We start from the raw sequence: 13,316 nt of genomic DNA, 5'->3' as shown, positions 1-13,316 counted from the left end.
ATACGCGGGCGGAACCATGCAAGACATTCAAGAATACGGCGCCTGGCGCGCCGGCATTGCAGCGGCGCTGGACGAGTACCGCGCGGCGCTGGACAGCTTCGACGTGCTGGATGCGGCGACCACGCAGCGCGCGGCCCAGGCGGCGGCGCGGGTGCGCGACGACCGCCTGTCGGTGGCCTTCGTCGCCGAATTCTCGCGCGGCAAATCCGAGCTGATCAACGCGATTTTCTTTGCCGACTACGGCCAGCGCATCCTGCCCTCGGCCGCCGGCCGCACCACGATGTGCCCGACCGAGCTGCTCTACGATGCCGCCTGGGAGCCCTGCATCCGCCTGCTGCCGATCGAAACCCGCGCCAGCCAGCTGTCGACGGGCGACTATCGCGAGATCGAGTCCGCCTGGACCGTGCTGGCGCTCGACCTCGACGCCCCCGAACGCATGGCCGAAGCCTTCCGCCAGGTCAGCAGGACGCGCCGCGTGTCTCCCGAGGAAGCGCAGCGCTACGGCCTGTACGATCCGGAAGACCCGGAACTGGCCGACGCCCTCGGGCTGGACGGCCTGGTCGACATCTCGCAATGGCGCCACGCGATCATCAACCTGCCGCACCCGCTCTTGAAACAGGGCCTGGTGATCCTCGACACGCCGGGCCTGAACGCGATCGGCACCGAACCGGAACTGACGCTGAACCTGATCCCGAACGCGCACGCGGTGCTGTTCGTGCTGGCCGCCGAAACGGGCGTCACGCGCAGCGACATCGAGGTCTGGCGCACCCATATCGGCGCGGGACCGGGACGCATCGTCGTGCTCAACAAGATCGACGCGATGTGGGATCCACTGCGCAGCAGCGCCGAAAACGATACCGAGATCGCGCGCCAGCAAGACAGCGTGGCGCAGCAGCTGGGGCTCACGCCGGACCAGGTCTATCCGGTGTCGGCGCAAAAGGCGCTGGTCGGACGCATCCAGGGCGACATGGATTTGTTTGAGCGCAGCCGCCTGGGCGCGCTGGAAGCGGCCCTGCTGCATGGCCTGATCCCGCAAAAGCGCGCGATCCTCGGCAGCGCGCTGCGCGAAGACCTGGCGGCATTGGACGCCGGCCAATCGAGCGCCCTGGCGTCGCGCGCGCGCGGCCTGGTCGAACAGCTGCAGGAACTGAAAAGCCTGCGCGGCAAGAACCAGAACGTGCTGGCGCACATGATGCGCCGCATCGAAGCCGAGCGAAAGGATTTCGATGCGGGCCTCGGCCGCCTGCAGGAGGCGCGCACGCGCTTTGCAAGGCTCTCGACCGAGCTGTATTCGACGCTCGACATGGATGCCGTGGCGCGCCAGGCCGAGACCGTGCGCCTGGCGCTGCAGGCCTCGCGCTTTGCCACCGGCATGCGCGCGCCGGTACGCGCGTTTTTCGAGAATGCCCGCGTCGGCCTGGAGACCGCCAGCGAGCAGGTGAGCGCGATCGGCATCCTGATGGACGCGATGGTGCGCGGCTTCGCCGCCGAACACGGCCTCACGATGTCGCCGCCGGTGCCGCTGTCCCTGGCGCGCTACCGCGACGAAGTCGAGGCGATCGAGGCGCTGTACGTCAAACAGTTCGGCACCGCGACCCTGTTCATGACCAGCCGCAGCACCCTGCTCGAGCGCTTTTTTGACTCCATCGTGTCGAATGTGCGCCGTACCTACCGCGCTGCGAATGCCGATGTCGAGGCCTGGCTGAAGGTGATCATGGTGCCGCTCGAGACCCAGATCCGCCAGCACAAGGAGCAATTGCGCCACCGCCTGTCCTCGATCCAGCGCATTCACGATGCGACCGACAGCCTGGAACAGAAGATCGGCGCCTTCGAAGCGAGCCAGGTCGCGCTCGACGGGCAGCGGGCCCGCCTGCTCCTGCTGAACGGCGCCGTCGCGGCTGCGCTGGGCGAGCCGGCATTGCGGGAGGCTGCATGAAGCGCCTGACCGAGTTCGACGATGCAATCGACCCGAGCTTTTCGCAGGCCGTGATCGACTGGCAGCGCACGCACGGACGCCATTGCCTACCCTGGCAGAACACGCGCGATGCCTACCGCGTCTGGCTGTCGGAGATCATGCTGCAGCAGACCCAGGTCGCCGCGGTGCTCGGCTATTACGCGCGCTTCCTGGAACGCTTCCCGACCCTGCAGGATCTCGCTGGCGCGCCCATCGAGGACGTGATGGCGCACTGGAGCGGGCTCGGTTATTACACCCGTGCCCGCAACCTGCACGCTTGCGCGATCCGCGTGGTGAACGAGTATGGCGGCGTTTTCCCGGCTGACCCGGCGCTGCTGGCGGACCTGCCCGGCATCGGGCGCTCGACCGCGGCGGCGATCACCGCGTTCTCGAACGGCACCCGCGCCGCCATCCTCGACGGAAATGTGAAGCGCGTGTTCGCACGCGTGTTCGGGGTCGAGGGTTATCCGGGCGAGAAGCGTATCGAAGATGGCTTGTGGCGGCGCGCCGAGGCGCTGCTGCCGGAAAATGGCATGGAGTCGTACACGCAGGGGCTGATGGATCTGGGTGCAACGCTGTGCACGCGCTCCAAGCCCGATTGCCCGCGCTGCCCGCTGCAGGCACGCTGCGTGGCGTATGCCACCGGCCGCACCGAGGAACTGCCGGTGCGCAAACCGAAGAAGACCTCGCCCGAGAAGCGCGCCGAGATGCTGGTGGTCGTGCACGATGGCGATGTGCTGCTCGAGCAGCGCCCCGGCAGCGGGATCTGGGGCGGCTTGTTGTCGCTGCCCGAAGTCGATGGCCACGTCGGCATCGAGGCGGCGCGCGATGGCGGCATTGCGCTGGCGGCTTCTTTACACATGTTTGGCGAGGTCGAGGAAGTGCAGGCCTTGCTGCCGCTGGTCCACGTGTTCACGCATTACAAGCTGCATATGTATCCGCACAAGGTGACGCTGGCGGCGCGCGGGGCGACGCGGGATGGATACGTGTGGGTCAAGCTGGCGGAGATCGGCGCTGCCGCCCTGCCGGCGCCGGTAAAGAAGTTATTGATCGACCTGGCGCGGCCAAGTTTGTTCGGATAATCCCCGGTCGTCGCGTAACGTAGTGTGGGCTCTCGAGCCCACACTACAACGACAATCCCTTACAGCTCGTCGAGCGAGAAAATCCGCTTGTGCTCGCGGATCGCATAGCGGTCCGTCATGCCGGCGATGTAATCGGCGATCTTGCGCGCCTGTTTGAATGTGTCGCCGGACGCCACTTGGTAATCGGGCGGCAGCAGCACCGGGTCGGTCATGAAGGCGTCGAACAGTTCGCGCACGATGCGGCTCGCTTTTACCCGCATGCGGTTGACCTTGAAGTGGCGGTACAGGTTCGCGTACAGGAAGCGTTTCAATGCGGTCGTTTCGGCGCGCATCGTGTCCGAGAAGCGGATCAGCGGCGGCGCTGCGCGCACGTCGTCGATGTGCTTCGGCGCGGCGTCCCGCAGCAGCGCGGCCGAGGTGCCGACCAGGTCGGCCGTCATCGCGGTGATCATCAGGCGGATCGTCTCGTACAGCGCGCGCCGGCCCGGCAGGCCCGGATACTGGGCCTCCACGGCATGCCGATGGCGCGCGAACAGGTCCACTTCGTCCATCTGCGCCATCGTGAGCAGGCCGGAACGCAGGCCGTCGTCGATGTCATGGTTGTTGTACGCAATCTCGTCGGCGAGATTGGTCAGCTGCGCTTCCAGGCCCGGCTGGGTCTTGTCGATGAAGCGCTGTCCCAGCTCGCCAAGCGTGCGCGCATTGTTCAGCGAGCAGTGCTTCAGGATGCCTTCGCGCGTCTCGAAGGTCAGGTTCAGCCCGTCGAAGGCGCCGTAGTGCTCTTCCAGGTGATCCACCACGCGCAGGCTTTGCAGGTTGTGTTCAAAACCGCCGTAGTCCTTCATGCAGTCGTTGAGCACGTCCTGGCCGACGTGCCCAAAAGGCGTGTGACCGAGGTCGTGCGCCAGCGCGGTCGCTTCGACCAGGTCTTCGTTCAGGCGCAGGCTGCGCGCCAGCGTGCGGCCAATTTGCGCGACTTCGATCGAGTGCGTCAGGCGCGTGCGGAACAGGTCTCCCTCGTGGTTCAGGAAAACCTGCGTCTTGTATTCGAGGCGGCGAAACGCGGTGGAGTGGATGATGCGGTCGCGGTCGCGCTGGAATTGGCTGCGCGAGCCGGGCGCCGGCTCGTCGAAACGGCGCCCGCGCGACGTGGCCGAATGCGCCGCGTACGGGGCCAGGTTGCAGTCGAAATCGATCATGCGCGCTTCCTCATTGTTGTACGCAGGCGCTCAGCGTCTCGAGCAGCAGCGCCGAGGGCACACTCATGATGCTCGGGCTGCCCAGGGGTTTCAGGAGGATGAACTTGATCGCCCCGCCCTCGTTCTTCTTGTCCACTTCCATCAGCTCGATCCAGCGCTCGATGCCGAGGTCCGGCGCGGCCACGGGCAAACCGGCGGCCAACACCAGCGCGCGCACGCGCTCGAACGTGGCGTCGTCGATGAAACCGAGGCGGCGCGACAGATCCGCCGCCATCACCATGCCGCAACCAACCGCTTCGCCATGCAGCCAGGCGCCGTAGCCGAGGCCCGCCTCGATCGCGTGACCGAAGGTGTGGCCGAAGTTGAGCACCGCCCGCAGGCCGCCCTCGCGCTCGTCCTTGCGCACCACGTCGGCCTTGATTTCGCAGGAGCGCGCGATCGCATGCGACAGCGCGGCCGGGTCGCGCGCCATCAGGCGCCCGATGTTCGCTTCGATCCAGTCGAAAAATTCGGCGTCCAGGATGGCGCCATGCTTGATGACTTCGGCCAGGCCCGCCGACAGTTCGCGCGCCGGCAAGGTCGACAAGGTGCTGGTATCGGCCAGCACCGCGCGCGGCTGGTAAAACGCGCCGATCATGTTCTTGCCGAGCGGGTGGTTGATGCCGGTCTTGCCGCCGACCGAGGAATCGACCTGGGCAAGCAAGGTAGTCGGGATCTGCACGAACGGCACGCCGCGCATGTAGCTGGCCGCGGCATAACCGGTCAGGTCGCCGATCACGCCGCCACCCAAGGCGATCAAGGTGGTTTTGCGATCGCATTTGTTTGCCAGCAGCGCGTCGAACACCGTCATCAGGGAGCCCCACACCTTGTGCTCTTCGCCGTCCGGCAGGATGATTTCGACGACTTCGCGTCCGGCCGCGCGCAGGGGCGCGGCGATTTTTTCCAGGTACAGCGGCGCGACAGTCGTGTTGGTGACGATCGCCGCCTTATGCCCGCCGACCTGGCGCAGCAGCGCAGCGCCGTCGTCGATCACGCCGGGGCCGATCGCGATCGGGTAGCTGCGCTCGCCCAGGTCGACGTTGAGATTGATGTGTGCTGTTTGATTCATCGATGCCGCCCTTGCGCGCCGCGAGCGCGCCGTGTTGAGCGCGTCGAGCTGGTCCAAAATGGTCTGAACCATCGATTGTACGTTAGGTCGGCCGGTATCGATGACGAGGTCGGCGATCTCGCGGTACAGCGGCTCGCGCTCGGCCAGCAAGGCCTCGAGCTTCTTGCGCGGGTCGGCGGTCTGGAGCAGCGGACGGTTCTTGTCGTGCGAGGTGCGTTGCAGGATGCTGCCGATGCCGACACGCAGGTAGATCACGGTGCCGCGTTCGGCGAGATGGGCGCGGCTGGCGGCGTCGAGCACGGCGCCGCCGCCGGTGGCCAGCACGATGCCGCGCTGGGACGTCAATTCGCGGATCATGTCCGCTTCGCGCCGCCGAAAGCTCGCTTCCCCTTCGATTTCAAAGATCCACGGGATCGTGGCGCCGGTGCGCGCCTCGATCGCATGGTCGGAATCGACGAAGCGCTTGCCCAGCCGGCGCGCCAGCAGCCGGCCGATGGTGGTCTTGCCGGACCCCATCAGTCCGACAAGAAACACATTTTCGGATTTCACATCAGTTTACGGTGAACTTGAATTCCGTAATCTTACCCTGTGGCGTCGTCGCCTGGAGCGTGAAATCTCCTCGCACGCAGGCAGCGTCCGGTGTCACCGTCATCAGGTGGAACGTACCGCCCGTGGCGCCGGTTGATGGAATTTTGGCTGGCGACGGTGTCGTCACCGTTACCATATTCGCTGACAGCACCGCCAACTGGGTATCGAACGGCAGCGGATTGTTGTTCGAGTCAGCCAGGCGCACTGACAGCGAACGCGACGCCGAACAGGCCGTCGCAGCCGGGAACGGCACGGGGATCGTGGCGCCGTTGCTGTAGATGCTGCCGTCGCAGGTGGAGCCGACGCACACCTGGCTCAACTTCCCGAACGAACCGCTGAAAACGATCTCGGTCGAGTCGCGCAGGTAGTTCAGGCCCCAGGCGCCGTTGCCGCTTGCCTTGTATGACGTGCTGTTGAATGGAAATGGCAGGTCGCGATCGCCCGACTCGTACGCACCATTGCGGTTAGTGTCGAGGAATGGGTCGGGCATGTCCTCAAACGGTTCGCCGCCACTCGGGCAGGCGTCGACCAGCGGCCGGTAGGTGCCGGGGGCGCCGGTAAAGCCCATGCAGCTGTACTGGCCGTCGCCGTTGGTGTCGGTGAAGTTCTCGACGCCCTGGACGAAGGCCAGCACTGTCACACGGCCGTCGACCGGACGGTAGTTTTGGCTGACTAGCTCGACCGAGCAGCCGCCGTCCGTGGTGACGCAGCCGCCCTGGGCCGCGGTACCGATGGCGCCGCCCTCCGTGACGAGGTTGACCGCGGTGCCGTTCGATACCGGATTGCCGTACTGGTCGGCCAAGCGCACCGTGATGCCGACCTTGATACCGTCAGTATTACCGCCTTCGATGTTGTGATGCTCGGCGCTCAAGGACATCGAACGCTGGATCGGCAGGCCGGTCGAAATAGTCAGAGCGTCGGACAGGCCAGTCATCGTGCTGCCGTTGCGGCTGGCGGTGGCGAGCACGCGCACCGGGGTCGGGATCGTGCCCGACGAGACCATGGTACTGACGTTGCCTGAGGCGTCGGTGGTGGCGCGGGTCGGGCTGACGGCCAGGCCGCCAGTGTAGGTGGTCGCGCTGAAGTCGACGTCGACGCCCGCCAGGCCATTACCCTGCTGGTCGACAACGCGGTAGGTCAGCTGCGCCGATTCGGAGCGGCCCTGGCCACCCGAGCCCTTGAGCACGATCGAAGTGCCGCTTTGGCTGGTGCCACTGAACTGGATCGCGCCGATGTTCGCCGCGCTGACATCGATCCCGATGGTCTGACTCGAGTTGCCGATTGCTGCGGTGATGGTGTCGCGCCCGCGCAGACAGCCATTGTTGGTATAGGTTGCCGCCTGCACGCCGTTGCTGATCGCCCCCGGCACCAGGGTGGCGGTGCCGTCGCCGACACACAGCGAATTCAAGGTCAATCCGGTCGATGCCGTTGCCGGCTGTCCTGCGCTGGTCACGGGGATGTTCAGGGCAAGTGTGCTGAAGGCTGGCAGGCGGCCGGCAGGCGCCGCCGAGAAAGACAGCGTGCCCACCGTCAGCGGTGCGGCGCCGATCGAAATATTCACGCCGCTGCTGCCGGTCTTACCCTCCACGACCGCGGTCGCGTTCACGGCAACCGCGCCCGCGGTGGTGAAGCTGGCCGGCTTCACCGTCACCACGGCCACGCCGTTGGCGTCGGTCAGTGACGAGCCTGTGTCGGGGGTGAATACAACGAGGCCATCGGTCCCCGCAGCGAACTGGACGATCGCGCCCACGGCCGGCTTGCCGGCCGGGGTCAGGACGGTTGCCTTGAGCGTGGCCGTCTGGCCGCCGGACAGGCTGGTCACTGGATTGCCGGAGCCGTCGACCATGGCCAGGCTCACCCGGGTCTCGGTGGCGACCGGCGTCGTCGGCGTGGTCGGCGTGGTACCAGCGCCGGTGCCAGCGCCCGGGTTGCCGGAAGCGGCCGGCACCGAGCCGGGATCGCCGCCACCGCCGCCGCAGGCGGACAATACCGCCGCGGCGATCAGGGTCAGGGCCGTGCGCTTGAAGATGGCGGGCGAAATGCGTGTCGAGGTCTGCTGCATGATGGTCCAGTTCTTGTTGGTTGTTTGAGCCGCCCTTGATGCAGACGGCATGGTTCGGGAGTTCTGAAACGACACAGCGACGCGCCTTTCGGCGCGTCGCTGTCTGTATCCGGTCATGGGTAGCCGTTGGTCGCCTGTCCTGGTGGGGCTCAGCGCCCTGCCGAGACGCGGTCGGCGACGATCTTCGGCGTGATGAAGACCAGCAGTTCGGTCTTCGTATTCTCGCGGCCCTCGGTCTTGAACAGGTAGCCGAGCACCGGGACGTCGCCCAGCAGCGGCACCTTGGAGACGTTGGTGCGTTCGGTCTGCTGGTAGATACCGCCCAACACCACCGTACCGCCGTTCTCGACCATGACCTTGGTCTTCACGTGCTGGGTGTTGATCGCAAAGCCGGCGCGCGTTTCTTCGCCCTTCGAATCCTTGCTGACGTCCACTTCCAGCACCACGTTGCCGTCCGGCGTGATCTGCGGCGTGACTTCCAGGCGCAGGTTCGCCTTCTTAAATTCGATCGAGGTCGCGCCGCTCGAGGATGCCACCTGGTACGGCAGCTCGATACCCTGCTCGATCACGGCCACCATCTTGTCTTCGGTGACCACGCGCGGGCTGGAAATGATCTTGCCCTTGCCGTCCGCTTCCAGCGCCGACAGCTCCAGGTTCAGGAAGCGGTTGTCGGCCGACGAGAAGAGGGAAAACGCAATGCTCGCAGGCGAGATGCCGCCGAGCGCGGCGGCGGGCAGGTTCACCATCGTGGTGTTGTTGTAGGACGAGCCGTCTTCCGGCGTTTGCAGCGTGTCCTGGCCGACACCGGTCAGGTTGCCGCCGATGGCGACCCGGTTGTTGCCGCCGATGCCATAGCCCTGGTTGCCGCCGCGCAGGGCGCGCATGTCGTTAAAACCGATCTTGGCGCCCAGGTTGCGCGAGAAGCCATCGTTCGCTTCGACCAGGCGCGCTTCGATCAGCACCTGCTTCGAGGCGACGTCGGTCTTCTGGATCAGCATCCGGATGTCTTCGATCTTCGAGACGATGTCGGTCACGAACAGCTGGTTCGTGCGCGGATCGATGATCGCACTGCCGCGTTTCGACAGCACGCGGTTACCGGTATTGCTGGTCGCGCCGCCCGCGGCATCCAGGCCAAACACGGTGCGGAAGGATTCGGCCTTCTGGTAGTTCAGCTGGAAGATTTCCGAGCGCAGCGGTTCCAGGTCCGAAATCTGCGCGCGCTGCTCGAGTTCCAGCTTTTCCTTGGTCAGCAGCTCTTCTTTCGGCGCGATCCAGATGACGGTGCCGTTCTTGCGCATGTCGAGGCCCTTCGATTGCAGGATCACGTCCAGCGCCTGGTCCCACGGCACGTCCTTCAGGCGCAGCGTCAGGCTGCCGGCGACCGAATCGCTGGCGATGATGTTCAGGCCCGAGATGTCGGCCACCGCCTGCAGCGCGGCGCGCACTTCGATGTTCTGGAAATCGAAACTGATCTTCTCGCCGCGGTAGCCTTGCGTGCCCCGGGTCAGCTTGTTCGGGTCTTCCTTCACCGGACGCACGGCCACCACCAGCTGGGTGTCGCTCTGGAACACCGACTGCTCCCACTGACCCTGTGCGTCGATGATCATGCGCACGTTGGCGCCATTGCTGCTCGTCGTCACGCGCGACACCGGCGTGCCGAAATCGGTGACGTCCAGGCGGCGGCGCAGCGTTTCCGGCAGGCCGACATTCATGAAGTCGACCTGCACCTTGTTGCCTAGCTGGCGCACGTCGACCGCGACGGCATTGTTCGGCAGGTCGACCACGACGCGGCCTTCGCCGTCGTTACCGCGGCGGAAGTCGAGGTTGCGCAAGACCTGGCGGATGGCCGGGATGTTGGGGCTTGTCTGTGCTGGCGCGGCTTGCGGGGGAGCGCTTGACGCCGCCGCACCGCCGCCGGCCACCGTCACCAGGATCGACTTGCCGTCGATGGCGGTGGAATAGCTGGCCGCGCGCTTGAGGTTCATCACCAGGCGCGTGCGCTCGCCGGCCTGCACCAGGTTCACGCCACGCACTTCGCCCAGGTTGATCTCTTGCACGCTCTTGCCGGTGGCATTCGTGGTAGCGCCGAAGTCGAGCGCGATGCGCGCCGGATTGGTGATCGCAAAGCCGAGCGGCAGTTTGGTCGGGGCGGTCTTCATCGCGATGTTGACCACCACGTTCGCGCCCTGCTGGTTGGCGCTGATGGCTTCGATCGCGTTCTCGGGCGACTGCGCCTGTGCCTGCGCGGCGCCGGCGCCGAGCGCCAGCAATACCGGCAGCAGCAGCGTGCGCACGCCCTGCTTCAGGTGGTTGATTGCGAATGGGGTCATTTACCGATCTCCTTACTTTCCTGCAATTCCAGCTTCGATATCCGCTCGACCCAATCGCCGCCTGCGTCCTGTACCATTTCCCGGATCTCCACGGCGGCCGGGGTCACGCGCGTCACCTGGCCGAAGTTCTGGCCCAGGCGTTGTCTTGCCCGCACGCGGTAGACACTGCGTTCGATCTGCACCAATGCAAAGCTGACACCGGCCTTCTGCATCATACCCACCATCCGCATAGTGTCGAGAGGATAGTTCTCCAATGCTTCACGCGGACGGTTCAGGTCCGGCTGCACCGCATTCGGTTGCGCCGCCATCGTTCCCGGACCGGCCAGCTTGGCGTCGCTGAACGGATCGGGCGCCTGCGCCTGGTGATAGGCATACGGCACGAATTCTTTCGGTGCCGGCAGCGGTTTGACGTTCGGTCTGGTTTGCGCCCTGGTTTCTTCCATCCAGGTGCGCACTTCGCGCACGTCGCTGTCGCCGCAGCCCGCCAGGACCAGGGCCGCCAGCGCCAGCACCGCACTGTTCGTCTTCATCATGGCGCGCCCTCCGCTTTCTTGTTCTTCTTCGCCTTCAGGCGTGCCGCTTTCTGCGTCGCCAGTTCGTCGGCGTCGAGGTAACGGAAGGTTTTTGCGATCGCTTCCAGGGTCAGGGTGCCGTCCTTGCCGGTCTTCAGGCGCATGCCGTTGAGCGTGACGATGCGCGGCAGGTGGGCCATGTCGGCGGCAAAGGCGCCCAGGTCATGGTAGCTGCCGGTGATTTCGATTGCGATCGGCAGTTCGGCGTAGTAATCGCGCACCACGATCTGGTCGGGGCGGAACAACTGGAACGCGAGGCCGCGGCCGACGCCGGCCTGGTTGATGTCCGACAGCAGCGCAGCCATCTCGGATTTGCTCGGCAGTTGCTTTTCCAGGCGCTCGACCGACTGGTCGACCTGGATCTTTTGCGCCTGCAGCGCTTCCAGGTTGACCGCTTGCGTCACCTTGGTCCGGTATTCGTCGCGCAGCGTCGATTCCTGGGTGGCCAGCGACTCCTGGGTCTCGAACTGCCCGCTCCAGTACAGGAAATAGCCGAGCACGATGACGGCCGCCATCACGCCGGCCGCGCACAACAGGCGCGGCGCCAGCGGCCACAGGCCCGGCGCGCGCCCTTGCAAATCCTGGAATTGGGCCGACAGGTCGGCCCCGAGTTGTTTCAGGTCGATGTTCATGGCTTGTTTTCTCCCGCCCTGGCGATGCCGCCCAACGGGGCTTTCCCTTTGCCGTCTTCGCTTTCTTCGCTCTCGCGGGCGCGCTTGATGGCGACGGCCAGCCTGAACTCGACCGCCTTGCGCACGACCTTGTTCTGGGTCAGCGTCGCGGCCTTCACTTCGGTGAGATCGGGACGCTCGAGCCAGGGCGAATTGCCCGACAGGTTGCGCAGCAGCTCGGCCACGCGTTCCTGCGACTGGGCGTAGCCGCTCAAAATGACGCGCTGGCCATCCTGCTCGAAGGACTTCAGGTACACGCCTTCGGGCGTCTGACGCACCAGTTCGTCGAACAGGTAGACCGGCTGGTTGCGGTCGCCCTGCAAATCTTCGACTGCCTGCTGGCGCGATTTGAGCGCGTTGATTTCTTCCTTCAGCGTGGCGATGTCCTTGATCTTCTTGTCGAGTTCAGCGTTCTCGGTGGAGAGCACGGCATTGCGCTGTTCCTGGATCGCGATGCGGCTGGCGTTCCAGCCGCCCACCAGCAGCACGATGGCCACGCCCAGCAGGCCGCCGAGCACCAGCATGGCAATGAAGGCCGCCTGCTTCTGTTTGCGTTTCGCTTCCCGGTGCGGGAGCAAATTTATACGGATCATCAGCCAAACCTCCGCAGGCCGAGGCCGCAGGCAACCAGGTAGGACGGGCCCTCGGCGCGCAGTGGCGCTTCGCGCAGGCCGGGTGCCAGCAGCATGTTGTCGAACGGCGCCGCCTGCGCAGTCGGGATGCGCGTGCGTCCGCCAATGAGCTCGGTCAGGCCGGGCAGCTGGGCGCTGCCGCCGGCGAGCCAGATCTGGTCGATGCGGGTGTAAGGCGTCGAGGTAAAGAAGAACTGGATCGCGCGCGTCACTTCCATCGCCGCGCTTTCGAGGAAGGGTGTGAGCACGTCGGCGCGGAAGTTTTCCGGCAGGTCTCCGGATTTCTTGCGCGTTTCCGCTTCCTCGTAGGCCATGCCATAGGTGCGCACGATGTCCTGGGTCAGGGTGTTGCCGCCGAACGGCTGCTCGCGCTCGTAAATCGTGTCGCCGTTCTGCAGCACCGACACATGGGTCATGCCGGCGCCGATCTGGAACAGGGCGACGATCTTGTCCTGGCCGCCTGGCGACGCGCGTTCCAATGCGGCGCGTGCGGCGTAGGATTCGATGTCCATCACGGTAGCAATCAGGCCGGCCGCTTCGGCCAGCGCCACGCGGTCCTCGACCTTTTCGCGGCGCGCCGCGGCCAGCATCACTTCCATGTCGTCCGGCGAATTCGGGGCAGGACCGACGACGTCGAAGTCCAGGCTCACTTCATCGAGCGCGAACGGGATGTACTGGCTGGCTTCGGATTCGACCTGCACTTCGAGTTGGTCTTCGGCCATGCCTGCCGGCAGGATGATCTTCTTGGTGATGACCGCGGCCGGCGGCATGCCGAGCGCGACGTTACGAGCCCGGGTGCCGCTTTTCTTCCAGATGCGGCGCACGGCCTCGGCCACCTGGTCGAAATTCTCGATATTCCCGTCGACCACGGCGCCGCGTGGCAGCGCTTCGAACGCGTGGCGCTCCAGGCGCAGCACACCCTTGCCGACATCGGCCACCTCGACCAGGCGCAGACCCGACGTGCTGATGTCGAGTCCGGCAAGCGGAGGGCTCGACTTTCCGAACAAGGAACCTAGATTGATCACGCGCGTACTCCTCGAATTCTTCTGCAAAAAACTTAACTTGCTGCACATATATGAGGCAGTACATTAAATCGTAGCGACAATAGTGCGCCCCGA

At 65.5% G+C, this 13,316-nt stretch carries 10 protein-coding genes; 2 read left to right on the top strand and 8 right to left on the bottom strand.

Features of this window, described 5'->3' with window-relative positions; genetic code table 11:
* The first annotated feature begins 16 nt into the window (after window positions 1-16).
* Window positions 17-1,936, top strand: coding sequence for a dynamin family protein (locus ACHAC9_RS14365; RefSeq protein ID WP_435760671.1), 1,920 nt, complete (start codon window positions 17-19; stop codon window positions 1,934-1,936).
* A complete protein-coding gene (gene mutY / locus ACHAC9_RS14360; protein WP_435760670.1) occupies window positions 1,933-3,036 on the top strand; it encodes an A/G-specific adenine glycosylase in 1,104 nt (367 codons plus the stop codon). Before ACHAC9_RS14365 ends, mutY begins: the two co-directional genes overlap by 4 nt.
* Before the next feature lie 59 nt (window positions 3,037-3,095).
* On the opposite strand, the gene ACHAC9_RS14355 is transcribed toward mutY, so the two are convergent.
* From ACHAC9_RS14355 to ACHAC9_RS14320, 8 genes are all read right to left on the bottom strand, one after another.
* The gene (locus tag ACHAC9_RS14355) at window positions 3,096-4,235 is read right to left on the bottom strand and encodes a deoxyguanosinetriphosphate triphosphohydrolase (protein WP_435760669.1); all 1,140 of its coding nucleotides are present in this window, start codon (window positions 4,233-4,235) and stop codon (window positions 3,096-3,098) included.
* Window positions 4,236-4,245: 10 nt separating this feature from the next.
* Complete coding sequence (gene aroKB, locus ACHAC9_RS14350; RefSeq protein ID WP_435760885.1) at window positions 4,246-5,859, bottom strand: bifunctional shikimate kinase/3-dehydroquinate synthase AroKB; 1,614 nt, start codon at window positions 5,857-5,859, stop codon at window positions 4,246-4,248.
* Between the two features lie 34 nt (window positions 5,860-5,893).
* Window positions 5,894-7,993: an Ig-like domain-containing protein gene (locus ACHAC9_RS14345; RefSeq protein ID WP_435760668.1), complete on the bottom strand. Its 2,100-nt coding sequence runs from the start codon at window positions 7,991-7,993 to the stop codon at window positions 5,894-5,896.
* A gap of 149 nt (window positions 7,994-8,142) precedes the next feature.
* The gene (pilQ, locus tag ACHAC9_RS14340; RefSeq protein ID WP_435760667.1) at window positions 8,143-10,323 is read right to left on the bottom strand and encodes a type IV pilus secretin PilQ; all 2,181 of its coding nucleotides are present in this window, start codon (window positions 10,321-10,323) and stop codon (window positions 8,143-8,145) included.
* Window positions 10,320-10,856 (bottom strand): pilus assembly protein PilP, encoded by a 537-nt coding sequence (locus ACHAC9_RS14335; RefSeq protein ID WP_435760666.1) that lies wholly within the window; start codon window positions 10,854-10,856, stop codon window positions 10,320-10,322. Before ACHAC9_RS14335 ends, pilQ begins: the two co-directional genes overlap by 4 nt.
* A complete protein-coding gene (locus ACHAC9_RS14330) occupies window positions 10,853-11,527 on the bottom strand; it encodes a type 4a pilus biogenesis protein PilO (RefSeq protein WP_435760665.1) in 675 nt (224 codons plus the stop codon). The genes ACHAC9_RS14335 and ACHAC9_RS14330 overlap by 4 nt, the downstream gene beginning before the upstream one ends.
* Window positions 11,524-12,159: a PilN domain-containing protein gene (locus ACHAC9_RS14325; RefSeq protein ID WP_435760664.1), complete on the bottom strand. Its 636-nt coding sequence runs from the start codon at window positions 12,157-12,159 to the stop codon at window positions 11,524-11,526. The genes ACHAC9_RS14330 and ACHAC9_RS14325 overlap by 4 nt, the downstream gene beginning before the upstream one ends.
* Window positions 12,159-13,223: a pilus assembly protein PilM gene (locus tag ACHAC9_RS14320; protein WP_435760663.1), complete on the bottom strand. Its 1,065-nt coding sequence runs from the start codon at window positions 13,221-13,223 to the stop codon at window positions 12,159-12,161. The genes ACHAC9_RS14325 and ACHAC9_RS14320 overlap by 1 nt, the downstream gene beginning before the upstream one ends.
* Between the last annotated feature and the right edge of the window lie 93 nt (window positions 13,224-13,316).

The organism is Massilia sp. CMS3.1 (assembly GCF_051262535.1).
Taxonomy (GTDB): domain Bacteria; phylum Pseudomonadota; class Gammaproteobacteria; order Burkholderiales; family Burkholderiaceae_D; genus Telluria.
Note: the sequence above shows the minus strand (reverse complement) of the source record. Positions and strands in the feature narration are given on the sequence as shown.